Annotated in this window: 11 protein-coding genes; 3 read left to right on the top strand and 8 right to left on the bottom strand. The window is 72.4% G+C overall.

Going from position 1 to position 16,720, the window contains the following annotated elements:
• Window positions 1-188 precede the first annotated feature (188 nt).
• Window positions 189-593, top strand: coding sequence for an acyl-CoA thioesterase (locus ACYQ8L_RS02860; protein WP_459940255.1), 405 nt, complete (start codon window positions 189-191; stop codon window positions 591-593).
• 19 nt (window positions 594-612) lie between these two features.
• Window positions 613-1,389, top strand: a complete 777-nt coding sequence (locus tag ACYQ8L_RS02855) for a sugar phosphate isomerase/epimerase family protein (RefSeq protein ID WP_459940254.1) — start codon at window positions 613-615, stop codon at window positions 1,387-1,389.
• A gap of 231 nt (window positions 1,390-1,620) precedes the next feature.
• Here ACYQ8L_RS02855 and ACYQ8L_RS02850 read toward each other — a convergent pair whose 3' ends face one another.
• The 3 genes from ACYQ8L_RS02850 to ACYQ8L_RS02840 form a co-directional block, all read right to left on the bottom strand.
• Window positions 1,621-3,732: a cytochrome c3 family protein gene (locus ACYQ8L_RS02850; protein ID WP_459940253.1), complete on the bottom strand. Its 2,112-nt coding sequence runs from the start codon at window positions 3,730-3,732 to the stop codon at window positions 1,621-1,623.
• A 108-nt stretch (window positions 3,733-3,840) separates the two neighbouring features.
• Window positions 3,841-5,517 carry a hypothetical protein gene (locus ACYQ8L_RS02845; protein WP_459940252.1) on the bottom strand — a complete coding sequence of 559 codons (1,677 nt, stop codon included), beginning with the start codon at window positions 5,515-5,517 and terminating at the stop codon, window positions 3,841-3,843.
• Window positions 5,514-5,864 carry a hypothetical protein gene (locus tag ACYQ8L_RS02840; RefSeq protein ID WP_459940251.1) on the bottom strand — a complete coding sequence of 117 codons (351 nt, stop codon included), beginning with the start codon at window positions 5,862-5,864 and terminating at the stop codon, window positions 5,514-5,516. The genes ACYQ8L_RS02845 and ACYQ8L_RS02840 overlap by 4 nt, the downstream gene beginning before the upstream one ends.
• A 387-nt stretch (window positions 5,865-6,251) precedes the next feature.
• Here ACYQ8L_RS02840 and ACYQ8L_RS02835 point away from each other — a divergent pair, with 387 nt between their 5' ends.
• Window positions 6,252-9,056 (top strand): class I adenylate cyclase domain-containing protein, encoded by a 2,805-nt coding sequence (locus ACYQ8L_RS02835; RefSeq protein WP_459940250.1) that lies wholly within the window; start codon window positions 6,252-6,254, stop codon window positions 9,054-9,056.
• Window positions 9,057-9,116: 60 nt separating this feature from the next.
• On the opposite strand, the gene ACYQ8L_RS02830 is transcribed toward ACYQ8L_RS02835, so the two are convergent.
• From ACYQ8L_RS02830 to ACYQ8L_RS02810, 5 genes are all read right to left on the bottom strand, one after another.
• Window positions 9,117-9,902 carry a phosphorylase family protein gene (locus ACYQ8L_RS02830; RefSeq protein WP_459940249.1) on the bottom strand — a complete coding sequence of 262 codons (786 nt, stop codon included), beginning with the start codon at window positions 9,900-9,902 and terminating at the stop codon, window positions 9,117-9,119.
• Window positions 9,899-11,287, bottom strand: coding sequence for a sigma-54-dependent transcriptional regulator (locus ACYQ8L_RS02825; protein WP_459940248.1), 1,389 nt, complete (start codon window positions 11,285-11,287; stop codon window positions 9,899-9,901). The genes ACYQ8L_RS02830 and ACYQ8L_RS02825 overlap by 4 nt, the downstream gene beginning before the upstream one ends.
• Before the next feature lie 344 nt (window positions 11,288-11,631).
• Entirely contained in the window at window positions 11,632-13,575 is a 1,944-nt protein-coding gene (locus tag ACYQ8L_RS02820; RefSeq protein ID WP_459940247.1) for an ATP-binding protein, read from the bottom strand.
• A gap of 31 nt (window positions 13,576-13,606) precedes the next feature.
• Entirely contained in the window at window positions 13,607-15,349 is a 1,743-nt protein-coding gene (locus ACYQ8L_RS02815; RefSeq protein WP_459940246.1) for a CoB--CoM heterodisulfide reductase iron-sulfur subunit A family protein, read from the bottom strand.
• A complete protein-coding gene (locus ACYQ8L_RS02810) occupies window positions 15,346-16,662 on the bottom strand; it encodes an FAD-dependent oxidoreductase (RefSeq protein WP_459940245.1) in 1,317 nt (438 codons plus the stop codon). The genes ACYQ8L_RS02815 and ACYQ8L_RS02810 overlap by 4 nt, the downstream gene beginning before the upstream one ends.
• Between the last annotated feature and the right edge of the window lie 58 nt (window positions 16,663-16,720).

Raw genomic sequence — 16,720 nt, 5'->3', positions numbered from 1 at the left:
TCAAAGCCATCCGGGCGTGGTGATGGCGCGGCGAGGTAAGGGGCCTCACCCGGCTCTCCACCAGCCCCCCACCCGCAGGTTTCCGCAGCAACGCCGCGTATCTGACAATACTTTCGTTGGTCTTCGTAGTCGTGCGAACAGCAAAGAGAATTTTCGCTGCCCAGCCGCCTAGCCCGAGAGGAGTCCCCATGCCCGATCCCTTCGTCCACCGCCAGAAGGTCCGGTTCCGCGACACCGACTGCCAGGGCCATGTGTTCAACGCCAACTACTTCGCCTATTTCGACGACGCGGTGACCGATTTCCTGGAGGCCCGGGGCGTGCCCTACCCCCTCGTCACCGAACGGGGCCACGACCTCGTGCTCGTGCGGGCGGAGTGCGATTTCCGGTCGTCGGCGGTGCTCGGCGAGGAACTCGCGGTCGAGGTGGGGGTGGAGCGGTTCGGCCGCACCTCGTTCACCTTCGTCCTGCGGGCCACCGAGACCGGCTCGGGCCGCACGGTGGCCGAGGGCCGGGAGGTGTACGTGGTGCTCGACCGGACCACGGGCCGGCCCTGCCCCGTTCCCGAATACCTCAAGGGCGCCCTGGGGGCCTGAGCCCATGCGCTATGGCGCCATGAACTCACCCCTCCTGCCGGTGCCCGACGAGATCGAGCTCGTGGGCCGGCTGGGATTCGACTACCTGGAGCTCGCCATGGACCCGCCCCAGGCGGCGCCGGGGCGGCTTCGGGGGCGGTTGGGGGAGATCCGCCGCCTCCTGGACCGCCACGGCCTGGGCCTCGTGTGCCACATGCCCACCTTCGTCTCCACCGCGGATCTCACGGAGCGGCTGCGGCGGGCCTCGGTGGAGGAGACGCTGGAGGCGCTGCGGGTGGCGCGGGACCTGGGGGCGGAGAAGGCCGTGCTGCACCCCGGGGTGGCCACGGGGCTCGGGCCCCGGGTGCCGGACGAGGCGGCCCGGGCGGGGTGGCAGAGCCTCGGGGAGATCGCGGCAGAGGCGGAGGGTATCGGCGTCCCCCTGTGCGTCGAGAACCTGTTCCCCCGCTCCCACACCCTGGCCGTGGCGCGGGATTTCGAGGAACTGTTCGCCCGGTTCCCGGACCTCGGGGTCACCCTCGACGTGGGGCACGCCCACCTGGGAAGCCTCGGGGGGGAGAGGTTCGAGGAGCTCGCCCGGGCGTGCGGGCCTCGGCTACGGCACCTCCACGCGAGCGACAACTTCGGCCGCCACGACGACCACCTGCCCATCGGCGCCGGGGCCATCGACTTCGGCCGGGTGGCGCGGATCCTCCGGGACGTGGGGTACCGCGGCACGGTCACCCTGGAGGTGTTCGCCCGGGACCGGGACTACCTCCGGATCAGCCGGGAGAAACTCGCCGCCCTGCTGGGGTGAAGGCAAGTAGCTTCCTGCTAGGACGCTAAAATCCTTTGTGATTCTAGCGTGGGCGGCTGTCCCACCCTGTGGGAGCGGCTTTCGAGCCGCGACCATGTCCTTTCGGGCCTTCGGCCCGGATCGCGGCGAGGACGCCGCTCCTACAGCGGGCGCCGACCCAGGGGCTGCCTTCCTGCTTGGGGGACCCCTGCAGGGGCCCAGGGGGTTTCGAAGCCGCCTTGCCGCCCAGCCTCAGTAATATTCCTCCCGCATCATGAACCGGTTGTCCGAGCCGTGGGGTAGGTGGCAGGCGAGGCAGTCGTTTCGCACCTCGGCCATCTTGGCCCGGAACCGCTGGGGCACGTGGTCGGGCTGGGTATCGTGGCACAGGGCGCACACCCGGCTGCCCCGGGCCCGCAGGAACCGGTCGCCCTCCCGCTCGTGCCGGTGGCCGAGGGTGTGGCACGCCGTGCAGTTTCCGGCTCCCACCGGCCCGTGGGCGTACCGGTAGGGTTTGCCCGGCTCCGATTCGAGCACCTGCGGGTGGCAGTCGCGGCACAGCCGGTCCCGGCTTCCCCTAAGGAGCTTCTCCGTGTTCGTTCCGTGGGGGTTGTGGCACCCGGTGCAGCGCCCTTCCTTCAGCGCTCCGTGGAGGAACCGCCCCTCGGCCGGTGATTCCGGAACGACCCCCGTGTGGCAACTCGCGCAAAGAGCCCGCTCGGGACGCTTCAGGAGGGGCCGAAAATCGCTGATGTGGGGCAGATGGCAGGTGTAGCAGGTCCCCTTCTGAAACACGCCGTGGAGGTTTTCGACACCCCGCAACAGGATGCCGTGGCACCAGCCGCACAGGGTCACGGGCTCCTCCAGGAGGAACTTGTCGCGCACCCCCAGGTGGGGGTTGTGGCAGGCGATGCAGTCGATCTGGTACACGGGTTTGTGCACCTTGTCGACCTCCACGATCTGGGAGGTGCCGGTGATCTGACCGTGGCAGCGGGTGCAGTTCTTGCTCCCCTCGTACCGCAGCTCGATCCGGCCCTCCCGAACGTCGTGGCAGGCGTTGCATCCCCCGTTGTCGAGAGGGTAGTGCACCTTCCCCCGAAGCAGGCGGGGGTAATCGCCGGCATGGGCCTCGTGACAGAACGTGCACTGGCGCACGTCGTTCATGGGGAGCTCCCCGTGCGTCGCGCGGAACCCCTCCTTCCGGAGGCCGTGGCACCGGCCGCACACCTTGTCGGCCGCCTTGAGCCCCTTGGGATCGTGGGGATTGTGGCAGGTGACGCATCCATCCTCCAAAGCGGGATGGCGGTACTTCCCCTTTCCTGGTTGGCCATGGCAGTCGAGGCACCGCTCGGAGATCCCGGGCTTTAGGAGATCGGCCTGCTTCGACAGGTGAGGATCGTGACACGTCCGGCACTCGGTCAGTTCCCCACCGTGCACCCCTTCGGCGGCCTCCTCGTGACACCGGCCGCACAATCCCGGAGCCACGTCCAAGAGGAGCGACGGGTACCCGCCGGCATGGGGTCGGTGACAGTCAAAGCACTTCCCGTCGTCTACCGGCCGGTGGTACGAGCGGGGGTAGCGGTCCGGATCGGCGACGTCCTCGTGACACCGGGCGCAGAGCTCCAGGGCCTCCCCCCGAAGCATGGCCGGGTACGCCGACGCGTGGGCGTCGTGGCAGGCTCCGCAGGGCGAGGCGGCCGCCTCGGCGTGGAGCGACGGTCCGCTCTCCTCCTCGTGGCACGACGCGCAGGCCTGCTCGCGATCCCGCAACAACTGGGGCTCGAAGGACACGTGGGGATCATGGCACCGCAGGCAGTCCGGGGTGATCTCCTCGGTGTGGCGGTTCTTCTTGATCACCGCCCGGAGCGACTCGGTGCCCACCTTGTGGCACCCGAGGCAGAGGTCGGGAACGCGGGCCTTGAGGGTCAAGCTCCCTCGGGAGAACCCGTGGCAGGGATTGCACGACTCGATGCCCCCGGCGTGGGGCTTCGGCCGGCGGAACTCCCCTTGGGCGTCGCCCTCGAACCCGGGGCGGTAGAGGAGCGGGAGCACCGTGGCTCCCACCACCACGTTGTTCCGGCCGGGGGCGAGCTCCAGGGCGCCGGAGAACACCTTGCCCTTGAAGAGGTAGAGGTCGGTGCGGGTGGGTTCCACCGAGCGGTCCTCGGGCACCACCCGGGCCGCGAGCTCGGTCACGGGATCGCCCAGCACGTACCCGAGCACGGTGACGGGCGACTCCGTGACGAGGGAGTTCGGGGGGGGATAGACGAAGAGGACCTCGGCCGCCCGGGCCCCGGCCGCGGCGACGACCCACCACAGGGCGGCGAGAACCGCCGCGAACCTTCGCCGTCGGGCCTGGGGCATGGGGGCCTCCGTGCGGGTAGATCGTTTCCGGTTTCACAAGGCCGGCCCCGTCGAACCGGGGCGGGCATACTCTACCCAAACGGAGGTTGCCGGTTCAAGAAACCGGCGTCAAAACCCGAGGATTGAGAGGAAGCATCCGCCGCCGCCCCCACCACCACCGCCGCCGCCATCGGCTGCCGGAGGCTCGGCAGGGACCTCCCCGGAGGTCAAACGAGCCGCCGCGACGTAGACCTCGGCAGACCGGGGGAGATCCAGGGTCACCTCCACGCGGCCGGCAGCCGCGAGAGATCGGCCGTACACGAACCGCCCGTTGAGCGGATCCCGGTAGGCGGTGGCAACGCCCCAGCCAGACTCGGTGGGGGTGTCGTACGCAAAGGTGCTCACCCCTGCAGCCAGCGTCTCCTTCTCGTAGCGGGCGCCAAGATAGCCCAGCCCAAAGAAGTTCAGCGACTCCAGGCTCGTTCCGGCAAGGGGCACGCTCCCGTAGTTCGCTCCTTCCTCGTAGTCCATGATCGCCGTGGCGCCCACGAATCCCAGGAACAGGTCCGGGAGCCCGGCGAACCCGTTGGCCGTGGCAAAGGCGTCGAGCGCGTCCAGGATCCGCTGCCCGTCGAACCGGATCCGGTCCCACACGTCGAACATCGCCTGCCGCCCCCCCACGTGCTCGGAGAGGTACTTGGCGAAGATCACCGACCCGTAGGCGCGGGTCACCCACTCCAAGTCGCCCACGCCGCGGTCCACCGGGAGCCCGCTTTCTAGAAAATCAGCCCATCCCGAACGCCCGCCGGTCTGGTTGAAATACTGGTAGTAATCGTTCACGTCGTCGAACACCTCGTCCTCCATCCAGGTGGACGAGCACTCGAACCACCAGTCGTCCTCGGTGGCGTTCCACACCCCCTGCGGTTCATACAAAAAATGGAACACGTGGAACAGCTCGTGGGCCGCCGTGATCTTCATGGCGCCGTGGATCTTGGCGAGGCCCGACGTGCCCTCCCCGTTTGGCGGCACGAAGCTCAAGTCGTTGTTCACCACGATGTAGGGGATGCCTTCGTCGGACCAGGTGAAGGCGTAGGTCCGAGACCCGATGTCCTCGAGCGACGTTGTGGCGTCCGAGTTCCCGATGTACACCGGGATCAGGTTCGCCTCGACGGCCGGGTGGGTGTAGCCCATCTCGCCCACCTCGGCCGCGTAGGCCGCCTCGAAGTATGCGGCCCAGCGCTCGACCACGTCGGGGATGCCGTTTCCCCCCGTAGCAGGATCTCCCGGCCCCAGCGGTCCATCGTCCCTCAGTGGCGTGGAGCCGTCCTCGTTCGTGAGGTCGGGACCCCACTCGATGGAAAAGTGCTCGGTGACGTGCGGGTTGGCGAGAGCGGGTGCGCCCGTTTTCCCCGCGGCGGTGCGGAACGCCGCCCCGCGCCCGGCGGCCGGGCGGCCGAGGAGCTCCACGGCCTCGGCGCGAAGCGCGGGAGGAAGACGCCCGAGCCGCGCCCGAACATGGCGCAGCACCGGGGTGCCGCACCGGAGCGCGAAGGGCTCTTGTTCGGAAGCCTCGGCCGCGGCTCGCGCGGCCCGGTTGCCGGCCGGGGCCGTCCGGAGCCCGGCCGGCAACCGTTCAGGGGCCCGCACCGCGTAGAGCCAGTACAGTTCGGCCTGGTCGGGCGAGGTCTCCCCCCGGGCCACCAGGGCGTCGATCCGGTCGGCCAGATCCGCCACCGGCGCCGGCCCGGCCCAGACCGGTGCGACGGCGAGGAGGGCGATCAGCGCCCCGAAGAGTGGTTTCCTCATCGGTTCTCCTTCGGGAACAGGTAGGGCCGCAGGGCCTCCTGCACCTCGGGCCGTAGTTCCCCGAACCGGCTCCGGGCGTGGCGGAGCACCGTCGTGCCGTCGCGGATGGGCTCCGTGCCCCGGAACCGCTCGGGAAGGCGCTCGTCTCCGACCACAGCAAAGACCCGGTACATCTCGGCCGTGTCCGGGTCGAGCTCCCCCGCCTCCACGGCCCGGGCGATGCGTTCCAGCGAAGTGACGGGAGGCGGCGGCTCCGGGGCCTTCCCCATGCCCCCGGCCGGCCCCCCGAACCCGAGCAGGGTCATCACCGCTGCGAGCACGATCCCGCCCCACCGCCCGCGCCGCATCCCCCCGCCGGCTCCCCGGTTCGTGTCTCTTGCAACATGGATCCCGTTCACCCCGACTCTCTCCGTGTCCTCCGTGCCCTCCGTGGTTCGCCCCCCCATCCCGGCGTCCCTATTCCCGTTCCCTTCCGAGTGACTTCGGTCCGCGGTCGGCGGTCGGCGGTCTACGGTCCTCTGGTCCAGACCGCGGCGGCCCACCGGGTGGCCGAGGCGAAAGCTACGGCTCTTGCGAGCCGGCCACACCCCGCGGCCTACCGCAGCTTCCGTCCCCATCGCTTTCACACCCTCTTCTCCGTGCACTCCGTGCCCTCCGTGGTTCCCCCTCCGCCCCCTCATCCTTTTCGTCCGGACGGCCGAAAAGGGTAAACGTGCGCGGTGCAGGGAACCACCATGGCGAAACTGCTCGACCATCTCTTTAGACGCGAATCCGCGGCGAAGGCTTACACCCCCACCCCCCTTGCCGAAGAAGCGGCGCTGCGGGAGGAGCGGGCGCGGGCCCATCTGCGCCGGCGGCTCGCCCGGCTCCAGGCCCAGACCGGCGACCGGGTGGCCGAGGCGCTCCACCTGCTTCCGCTGCTGCTGCACGTGAACCAACCCGGGCTCCCGGGCCACGTGGACGACCCGGCGTGCCCGGTGGGCATCGCCGACTACTCCCCCTCGGCCGAGGCGCTTCGCCGCGCGAAGCGGCTGTTCCCCGAAGCCCGCATCAAGCGCGGGGCCTTCTACCGCCCGGCCGTGGACCTGGTGGCCGTGATGGGCAGCGCCGGGTCCATCGGGTTCACGGGCGAGTCCGATCTCGACGTGTGGATCTGCCACAGCCCGGCGCTCTCGGAGTCGGCGGTCGAAGCCTACGGCCAGAAGGTCCGGGAGGTGGAGGCGTGGCTCAACAGGCACACCGGGGCCGAGTTTCACCTGTTCCTCCAGTCCACGGCCGACATCCGGGCCAACCGGTTCGGCCAGACCGACCTCGAAGGATGCGGCTCTGCCATGGGCGCGATCCTCAAGGAGGAGTTCTACCGCACCCACGTGCTCCTGGGCGGCAAGCTCCCGGTGTGGTGGGTGCTCCCCCCGGGGCTCGACGCCGACGGCTACGCCGCCGAGCTCGCCCGGATCCTCGACGACCCCACCCTCATCACCGACGCCTACGTCGATCTGGGGCCGGTGGCCCGGGTTCCCCTGGGAGAGCTCTTTGGCGCCACGGTGTGGCAGATCGTGAAGGGCGAGCACGCGCCCTTCAAATCGGCGCTCAAGCTGGGGCTCCTCGAAAAGATCCTCTGCTCCGAGGGCGGCCCCCCCGAGCCCCTGTGCGAGGAGGTCAAGCGGCGGGTCCACGCCGGGGAAACCCCGGATCCCTACTGCGTGCTGTTCGACGCCGTGGTGGAACACTACCGCAACCAGGGCGATCCGGCCACCGAGGATCTCCTGGCCCGGTGCTTCTACCTGAAGGCCGGGGTCCGGGTGGACCCCGACCGGCTGAAGGCCTGCGAGCGGGACCCCGGGGACCTGGGCACCATGACCCGCTACGCCCAGGCCTGGGGGTGGGGGCCCCGCCGGCTCCGGCACCTCAACGAGTTCCGCACCTGGAAGTTCGAACGGGTCCGGGAGCTCGCCGAGGAGCTCGACCGGTTTTTCCTTCGCACCTACCAGCGCATCCGGTCCCGGCTGGACAACGCCGGCGAAACCCAGCGGATCACCCCCCGCGACCTCACCGTGCTGGGCCGGCGGCTCCAGATCCGGTACCGGAAGGCCCCCCACAAGATGGAAACCCTGCGGCTCGTCACCCCCGGGCTGGAGGAGAGCCATCTCACCCTCTACCGGGAGGCCCTGCCCGACGGCGCCGCGCCCTGGCGGCTCTACCGGGGCCACGCGAGCCCCTCGAACGTGGAGCAGAAGGCCAACGACCTCCTACGCGAATCGGAGGACCCCCTCGAACCCCTGGTGTGGGCCGCCCACAACGGGCTCCTCGGCCGGCGAACCCAACTCGGATGCTGGGACACCGAGCGCCGGGTCACGGGCGCCGAACTCGAGCCCGCGGCCCGCCTGGTCACCGAGGTGCTCGCCCGGGTGCGGGCCCGGTCGCCCGACGCCCCCACCCTGCTCCGGCCTCCCCGCACCGAGGACCTGGTGGTGCTCGGCGAACCCGGATCCGCCGGGGGGTTCGCCGTGGTGTGGGCCACCTCGTGGGGGGAGGTGTTCTACCGCACCTGGACCGGCCCCGGCGCCTACGCGGGGCTCATGGACGAGGCCTTCGTGCCCTACCTCCGGGAGCGGGGGGCCCCCGAGCGCCTGCGGGTGTACGCGCCGAGCCCCAAGGTGGGGGGGCACCGCCTCGCCCTCCCCCTCGACCGACGGCTTCCGGACGTGGCCCGGTGGTTGGCCTCCGGGCTTCCCGCCGAAACCCGACGGAGATACGTCTGCGGGGCCGAGGGCGGCTACTCGGTGCTGGACCAGACCGGCCCCGACCAGATCGCCCACCGCACGGCGTTCGGCCGCGAGGATCTCCTCCGGATCCTCGGGGCCGTGGGCCCGTTCGGCCGGGTGGAGACCCGGGTGGAACGCCAGGCCGGGGATCTCGCCCTCATCGCGACCCTCCTCGACGAGGCCCACCACGGGATTCTGGACCTGTTCGTGCTCCGGGAGGGGGACCGGGACCGGGTGTTCGTAGTGGACGAGGCGGGGAACCTGAGCCACTGGGAGGCCCCCGCCGACCCCCAGCCCTACCTCCTGGCGAAGCTCCTCCACTTTCTGGAGAACGTGTTCCCCGACGTGGCGGCCCAGCCGGGAAGCCCGGTGGAGGGGAAGGCGCTCGCCGACGTTCTGCGCGTGCACACCGTCATCTTCGAGGGCACCTGCCGGGCGTTCACGGCCACCCAGGACCACCTGAGCCGGGTCCGGGCGCTGGGTCTTCGGCCCACGGGCCTCGTGATCGAGCGCCGGGACGCCGGCCCTGACTCGCCCGCCGGCTACCGCATCACCTGGGGCATGCAGGTCATCGACAGCTCCCAGTACCCGAACCCGCTGGCCGAGGTGCGCCGGCGCATCCTCGAGGCGCGCCGGTCCGGACTCGAGTACGAGGTGTTCGTGACCCGGCTCTTCCTGGACGAGGCCTTCCGGCGTGAGCACTGCGGCCGGTTCGCCACGACCGGCCATTACCTCTTCTACAAGAAGGCCATCGAGCAGCGGCTCTCCGGGTGAACACGAAGAGCCCCCTTCCACCTCGGCACCCATTTCCTTCAGGGAATTCCCGCACCGGGATCATCCCTCCCCTTGGCCGCAAAGCCATTCCAGGGCGAACCGGGGGGCGGCCCGCCAGGCCGCGCGCAGGGCCTCGGTTTCGGCCGGGGTCTTCTCGGCCCAGAGCGAACGGCGAAGGGGAAGGTCGCTCACGTAGGTGAGGCAGGCGGGCTCGAGCCCCAGGGCCGCCGCGGCGGCGTAGAAGGCCGAGAGCTCCATCTCGATGGCCCGGTACCCCCGGGCCGCGAGGAACCGCAGATTCTCCTCGGACTCGAAGGTGATGGGGCCCACGGTGAACACCGGGCCCCGGGCCACCCGGCCGCCCCGGCCCTCCAGGAACGGCCCGAGCCCCGGGGACTCCGGCACCGGGACCGGCTCGGCCCCCGCCACCACGGCCCCGAACCCCTCGCGCACGTACCGGGTGTACCCCTCGCCGTCGGCCACGGCCGTGGGCAGAAACCAGTCGCCCAGGGCGAGATCGTCCCCCAACCCGCCCACGGCCCCCACGAAGAGCACCCGCCGGGCCGGGGTGAGGGCCAGGGCGCCCAGGCAGTCGCCGACCCGGGTCGGGCCCACCCCGGTGTGGACCACGGTCACGGGCACCCCCTCGAACGCGGCGGTGAAGCCCTGGAAGAAGAACCGGGGATTGAGGTCGGCCAGGGGCTCGGGGGCGTGGCGCCGAAACGACGAGAGCGGCACGAAGGGGGTCACCACCACCCGGGGGGCCACGTCGTCGGGTCGGCACCCGAGCACCGTCTCCACCACCCGGACGGGATCGCCCAGGGCCTCCACCGGCGGCCGGATCACGCCTCGATCCCCAGTCGCTTGATCTGGTAGCGCAGGGTGCCCCGGTCCATATCGAGGAGCCGGGCGGCCTGGGCCTTGTTGCCCCCGGCGAGCCGCAGGGCCTCCCCGATCAGGTACCGGGCCACGTCGTCCATGACCCGGTCGTAGGAGATGCCCCGCAGGATCTCCACTTCCTGGGGGATCCACACCCCGCCCTCCTCGGGGGGCCGGCCCCGGAGGATCTCGGGCGGCAGGTGCTCGGGCCGGATCCAGTCGGTGTCCTCCAGGATCAGGATCCGCTCGATGGTGTTCTTGAGCTCCCGGACGTTCCCGGGCCAGCGGTAGGCCAGCAGCAGTTCCTCGGCCTGGGGCGAGAACCCCTGGACGTTCTTGTGGAACCGTCGGTTCGCGTCCTGGATGAAGTGCAGGGCCAGGGGCAGGATGTCGGCCTTCCGGTCCCGGAGGGGCGGGATGTCGATGTGGATGATCTTGAGCCGGTAGTAGAGGTCCTCCCGGAACGCGCCGTTGCGGCGCTTCTCCTCCAGGTCCTGGTTGGTGGCGGCGAGGATCCGTACGTCCACGGCCACCTCGTCCAAGCCCCCCACCCGGCGGATCTTGCGCTCCTCCAGGACCCGCAGGAGCTTGGCCTGGAGCCCCACGTCCATGTCGCCGATCTCGTCCAGGAACAGGGTGCCCCCCTGGGCCCGCTCGATGAGCCCGATCTTCCGGGCCTTGGCGTCGGTGAACGCGCCCTTTTCGTATCCGAAGAGCTCGCTCTCCAGGAGGTTCCCGGGAATCGCGGCGCAGTTGATCCCCACGAAGGGCTCGTCGGCCCGGGGGCTCTCGGCGTGGATGGCCCGGGCGATCATCTCCTTGCCGGTGCCGCTCTCCCCCTGGATCAGCACGGTCACGTCCGGGTTCTGGGCGACCTTGCGCACCATGTCGAGCACCCGGAGCATGGCCGGGTCGCGGGCCACCAGGTTCCCCAGGCCCGTGGCGCCCAGGGCCTCCTCCCGGAGCTCCTTGACCTCGCGCTTGAGGTGCCGGGCCTCCAGGGCGAGCCGGACGATGACCTCGATCTCCCGGGACTTGAACGGCTTGTTCACGTAGTCGTAGGCCCCGAGCCGCATGGCCTCCACGGCGGTCTCCACGCTGCCGTACGCGGTCATCATGATGACCAGGAGATCGGGCTGGGCCGCCTTGAACTCCCGCAGGAGGTCGATGCCCGAGGCGTCGGGGAGCCGAAGGTCCAGGAGGGCCAGGGCGAACTCGCCGGGGGCGAACACCTTGCGGGCCTCGGCCGCGCTCGCGGCCGTGACCACGTCGTACCCCTTGTGCCCGAGCATCTGGCCCAAGGATTTCCGGATGAGGGCCTCGTCGTCCACGATCAAAATGCGATCGGCCATGGGAGACTCCGTGGGAGTGGGCTAGAAAGCTAGAAAGCTAGGACGCTGAAAAGCTTGGCGGCCTGGCGGCGAGGCGGCTAGGCGGCTCAACTGCCGTGAATCGTGAATTCGTGAATCGTCCGGCCGCTCGGCCCCCTTCGCGACCTTCCGTCGGTCCTCCCCTCCCGGTTTCGGTCTTCCGAACTCCGGTCCCGCTACGCGGGCCTTCGGCCCGGATCGCGGCGTGGACGCCGCTCCCACACCAGGCTCTGACCCGGCCGCGGCGACGTTCCCGCGTTATGGGGCCCCCCGCACGGTTCCGGGGGGACCAAACCGCGACAGTCCCCCTCCGTGTCCTCCGTGGTTCAACCCCCGCCTTCCCGCCCCGCGGCCGCGCCGTGGGCCGGCAGGTCCACGGTGAACCGGGTGCCCCGGCCGGGCTCCGACTCCACGTCGATCCGGCCCCCGTGCTGCTCCACGATGCTGTGGGCGATGGAGAGCCCCAGCCCCGTGCCCTCGTTCTTGGTGGTGAAAAACGGGTCGAAGGCGTGGGCCAGGGTCTCGGCGTCCATGCCGGGCCCGGTGTCCTCCACCGTCACCCGCACCCAGTCGTCCCCCGCCCGGGCCACCCCGATCCGGATCTCCCCGCCCTCGGGGGTCACCTCCAGGGCGTTGATCGCCAGGTTCAGGAAGAGCTGCTTGAGCTTTTCCGGGTCGCCCTGGATCTTCGGGTTCGGCCCCAGGTCGAGGGCGAACCGCACCCCCTTGCGGCCACACTGCTTCTCGAAGGTGCGGTGCCATTCCAGGGCCTTGGCCATCCGCATGGGCCGGGCCTCCACCGGCTGGGGCCGGGCGAAGTCCAAGAGGCCCCGGATCAGGGCCTCCAGGCGGTCGATCTCGGCGTGCATGTCGGCCACGAGGCCCCGGCCGCCCTCGCCGAGCCCCGGCTCCTCCGCGAGCACGTCGAGGCTGATCGCCATGCCGGTCAGGGGGTTTCGGATCTCGTGGGCGATGCCGGCCGCGAGCTGGCCGATCGAGGCGAGCCGTGCCATGCGCTGGACCCGCTCGTCGAGCCTTCGCCGCTCGGTCAGGTCCTGCACGATCACCGTGGCCCCCCGGGGCGGCGCCTCGCCCATGGGCACCATGCTGACGAGCAGGTGCCGGAGGCCCGGGCCCGACCCCAGGTCCACCGGGACCTGCTCCAGGTCGGAGTCCCCTTCCACGATCCGCCCCAGGGCCTCGAGCACGGGCGCCGGCCCCAGGTACCGCTCCACCGGGTTCCCCTCGGGGGGCTCCCGCACCTCCAGGAGCCGCCGGGCCGCCGGGTTCATGAGCACCACCCGCCGCCGCGCGTCCAGGGCCACGACCCCGTTGGGGGTCACCGAGAGAATGGCGTCCCGCAGATCCCTCTCCTCCCGGATCTGGCGGAAGAACTGGGTGGCCTCGATGGCCTTGGCCGCCTGGGCCGCAAAGATCGAGAGGATCTCCTCGTGGGTCGGGGTGAAGGGGTTCGGGCCGCGGGCCTCCAGGGCGAGAACCCCCAGGGTCTCCCCCTCGCTCAGGAGCGGCACGGCCAGGTGGTTTCGCCGCTCGGCCACCGGGGCGTCGGGCCTGCCCCGGTCCACCACCCGGAGCGGCCGCCCCTCCCGGGCCACCCAGCCCGGGATGCCGTACCCCACCTCCACCTCGCGGCGGGCGGGCTCCCGGCCCGTCCAGGCGGCGAGCGCCAGCCGTTCGGATCCGGGCACCCGCAGGTACACCGCCCCGGCGTCGGCGCCGGTGAGCCCGGCCGCCTCCCCCACCACCATCCGAAGCAGCCGCTCCAGGTCCAGGGTGGAGGTCATCTCCCGGCCCACCCGCTGCACGGCCAGCAGCTGCCGCACCCGGGCCTCGTTGGCCTCGTGGAGGGCCTCGTTCTCGAAGGCCAGGGCCACGCAGTCGGCCACCACCCGCACCGCGGATCCGGCCCAGGGGGCTTCGGGCCCCTCGGCCACCACCCACCCCACGGCCCGGTCGTGGCTCCGGGCCTGGGTGCGGTACCGGACCCGGCCGGGTCCCGCCGGGTCCGCGCCGGAGTCCGCCCCGGGATCGGGGGGCGAAATCTCGGCGCCGGGAGTTGTGGCCACGGGCTCCGGCGCCGCCCCGTCCCGGGCGGCCCGGAACACGCCCACCGGCCCGAACCCCATCTCCCCCAGCACCTCCACGGCGCACCGGGCCACCTCGGCGGCCGAACGGGCGGCCGCCAGGGACGAGGTGAGCCGGATCAGGGGTTCCAGGACCCGGGGGTCGCAGGCGAACGTCTGGGGCATGGGCGTTCCGGCCGGGAGGATCGGTGAAAATTCACTCTACCACGGCCGGCCCGCCCGGGGCCAACCGGTTTTCGGCCAGGCAGGCATCCAACTCGGCGAGGATCTGGTCGTCCCGGTGGTGGAGGAGCACCACGGCGTGGGAGGGGCAGGCCGCGGCACAGGCCCCGCAGCCCCGGCAGGCGCCGGGCTCCACCCGGCGAACCCGCTTGGGCCCGGAGGGCCGGACCGCCCCGGCCGGACACACCGCCTCGCAGGCGCCGCACCCGGCGCACCGGTCCGGATCGACCACGGCCACCTGGGGGTCGAGGGGCATCCGGCCCCGGAGGAGAAGGGTGAGGGCCCGGGCGGCCGCGGCCCGGCCCGAGGCCACGGCCTCGTCCAGGGTGCGCGGCCCGAGGCAGGCCCCGGCCAGGAACAGGCCGGCCGCCGCGGCCTCCACCGGCCGGAGCTTCACGTGGGCCTCCAGGAAGAACCCGTCGGGCCCCCGGGCGAGCCCCAGGGCCCGGCCCACGTCCCCGGCGTCGGCCCGGGGCCGGGCCCCGCAGGCCAGGACCACGAGATCGGCCTCGGTCTCCTGGGCCTGGCCCAGCAGCGTGTCCTCCCAGCGCACCACGGCCCGGTTCCCCCGCCGGAACACCTCGGACACCCCGCCCCGCCGGAACACCACCCCCTCGCGGCCGGCCGCCTCGTACTCCTCCTCGGCGCCCCGGGCGTAGGCCCGGAGATCCATGTAGAGCACCTCCACCCCGGCCTCCGGGTTCCGGGCCCGCAGGTCCCGGGCCTGGCGCACGCTGACCATGCAGCACACCCGGGAACAGTGGAACGCCCCGGCCGTGCGGTCGCGGGATCCCACGCACTGCACGAACACGGCCCGGCCCACCGGCCGGCCGCCCACCGCCACCGGCCCCTCGGTCCGCCGCAGGACCTCCTCGAACTGCGCCTGGGTCACGACCCCGGGCACCGCGCCGTACCCCAACTCCGGGCGGCCCTCGGCCGGATCGTCGGGCCGGTAGAGGTCGTACCCCGTCGCCACCACGAGGGCCCCGACCGTCTCTTCCCTGGGGCCTTCGGGGGTCTCGATCCCGGCCCGGAACGCCCCGGGCACCCCCTCCACCGCCACCATCCGGCTCCGGAGCCACACCCGGGTGCGCGGGCTCCCCAGGACCCGCGCCGTGAGCTCCCCGAGCCATGGCCCCACCTCGCCGCCCCCGGGGAACGCCCGGCCCAGATCCGCCGCCCGTCCGCCGAGGCGGTCGGCCGCCTCCACGAGCACCACCTCGACCCCGGCCGTCGCCAGGGTGTCGGCGGCCGCGAGCCCGGCCGGTCCGCCGCCCACCACCAGGCAGCGGCGCTCCACCGGGGCCTCCGAGGCCCGGAGCGGCTCGTGGCGGCGCACCCGGGCGGCCCCGGCCGCCACCAGATCGGCCGCCTTGGCCGTGGCCGCGGCCCGGTCGGGGTGGACCCAGGCGCACTGCTCCCGCACGTTCACGTGGTGCAGCAGGTGCGGGTTCCGGCCGGCCTCGGCGAGCACCCGGCGGAACGTCGGCTCGTGCATTCGGGGGGAGCAGGCCGCCACCACCACCCGGTCGGCCCGGCCGGCCTCGAGGTCGGCCCGAATGAGATCCTGGCCCGGCTTGGAGCACAGGTAGGGGTAGTCCCGGACCAACACCACCCCGGGCTCGGCGCCGGCGCGGCGGGCCACCTCGGCCAGGTCCACGTGGGCCGCGATGTTGCGGCCGCAGTGGCACAAGTACACGGCCACCCGCCGGCTCACGCCGCCCCCCTGCGGACCAGGTGGGCCAGGGCCGCGCCGGCCGCGGCCGACCCCGAGGCCACGGCGTCGGGGATGTCCATGGGCCCCAGGCACGCCCCGGCCAAAAACACCCCGGGCCGGGCCGCCACGGCCGGGTCGCGCCGGTCGGCGGGCTCCAGGAACCCGTCGGGCCCCACCGGCACCCCCAGGGCGCCGGCCAGATTGGCCAACCCGTCGGCCGGCCGGAGCCCGGCCGCCAGCACCACGAGGTCGGCCGGGAGATCCTCGGCCCGGCCGAGGAGGGTGTCCTCGAACCGGACCCGGAGCCCCCCGCCGCCCCGGACCACCTCGGAGGGGTTCCCCCGGCGGGTCAGCACCCCGGCCCGCTGGGCCCGCTCCAGGAACTCCTCGTAGCCCTTGCCGAAGCAGCGGAGGTCCATGTAGAGCACCGTGATCTCGGCCTCCGGGAGCTTTTCCCGGAGCAGGAGGGCCTGCTTCAGGCTCGCCATGCAGCACACCCGGGAGCAGTAGGCCGCGCCGGTGGTGCGGTCGCGGGACCCCACGCACTGAAGAAACGCCACCCGGGCCGGCAGCCGGCCCTCCACCTCCACCTCGCCGCCCGTGGGCCCGGAGGCCGAGAGCATCCGCTCCAGTTCCAGGTTCGTGATGACCCCGGGGTACCGGCCGTACCCGAGTTCGGGCCGGCCCTCCCCCGGGGCGTCGGGCCGGTACAGCCGGTACCCGGCGGCCGCGATCACCGCGCCGACCTCGAGCTCCTCGACCCGTTGGGCCTCGTCGAGGCGGATCGCGTCCACGTCGCAGGCCGCGACGCACCGGGGCCCGTCGCGGCCGCACCGGCCCCGGGTGACCTGGAGGCAGGCCCTGGGGTTCACGGCGTAGGCGGCGGGGACGGCCTGGGGAAAGGCGAGATCGATGGCCGCGCCCCGGGAGCGGCCCAGGTCGAACGCCCGGGGCACGCGGCCGGCCAGCCGGCAGGCCTCGGCGCACCGGCCGCAGGCCACGCACCGCTCCGGGTCCACGTACCGGGGCCCCACCCGGACCCGCGCCGCGAACCCGCCGCCCCGCTCCTCCAGGCCCACGAGCTCGGCCCGGGTCCAGATGCGCACCCGGGGGTGGCGGCCCACCTCCGAGGTGCGGGGCGTCAGGGTGCACGACGAGCAGTCCAGGGTGGGGAAGGTCTTGTCGAGCCGGGCCATGTTGCCGCCCACGTAGTCCTCGCGCTCCACGAGCACCACCTCGACCCCGGCCTCGGCGAGGTCGAGGGCGGCCTGGATGCCGGCGATGCCGGCGCCCACCACGAGGACCCGGGGCACGGTCACCCTCCCAGGAGGACGGGCGTGGGGGAAACCACGGAGAACACGGAGGGCACGG

Source organism: Deferrisoma palaeochoriense (genome assembly GCF_054656955.1).
Note: the sequence above shows the minus strand (reverse complement) of the source record. Positions and strands in the feature narration are given on the sequence as shown.

Bases quoted from the DNA above. Each gene is read 5' to 3' on its own strand.
- ACYQ8L_RS02850 (WP_459940253.1), bottom strand. From the start codon at position 3,732: ATGCCCCAGGCCCGACGGCGAAGGTTCGCGGCGGTTCTCGCCGCCCTG.
- ACYQ8L_RS02835 (WP_459940250.1), top strand. From the start codon at position 6,252: ATGGCGAAACTGCTCGACCATCTCTTTAGACGCGAATCCGCGGCGAAG.
- ACYQ8L_RS02860 (WP_459940255.1), top strand. From the start codon at position 189: ATGCCCGATCCCTTCGTCCACCGCCAGAAGGTCCGGTTCCGCGACACC.
- ACYQ8L_RS02855 (WP_459940254.1), top strand. From the start codon at position 613: ATGAACTCACCCCTCCTGCCGGTGCCCGACGAGATCGAGCTCGTGGGC.
- ACYQ8L_RS02845 (WP_459940252.1), bottom strand. From the start codon at position 5,517: ATGAGGAAACCACTCTTCGGGGCGCTGATCGCCCTCCTCGCCGTCGCA.
- ACYQ8L_RS02825 (WP_459940248.1), bottom strand. From the start codon at position 11,287: ATGGCCGATCGCATTTTGATCGTGGACGACGAGGCCCTCATCCGGAAA.
- ACYQ8L_RS02840 (WP_459940251.1), bottom strand. From the start codon at position 5,864: ATGCGGCGCGGGCGGTGGGGCGGGATCGTGCTCGCAGCGGTGATGACC.
- ACYQ8L_RS02820 (WP_459940247.1), bottom strand. From the start codon at position 13,575: ATGCCCCAGACGTTCGCCTGCGACCCCCGGGTCCTGGAACCCCTGATC.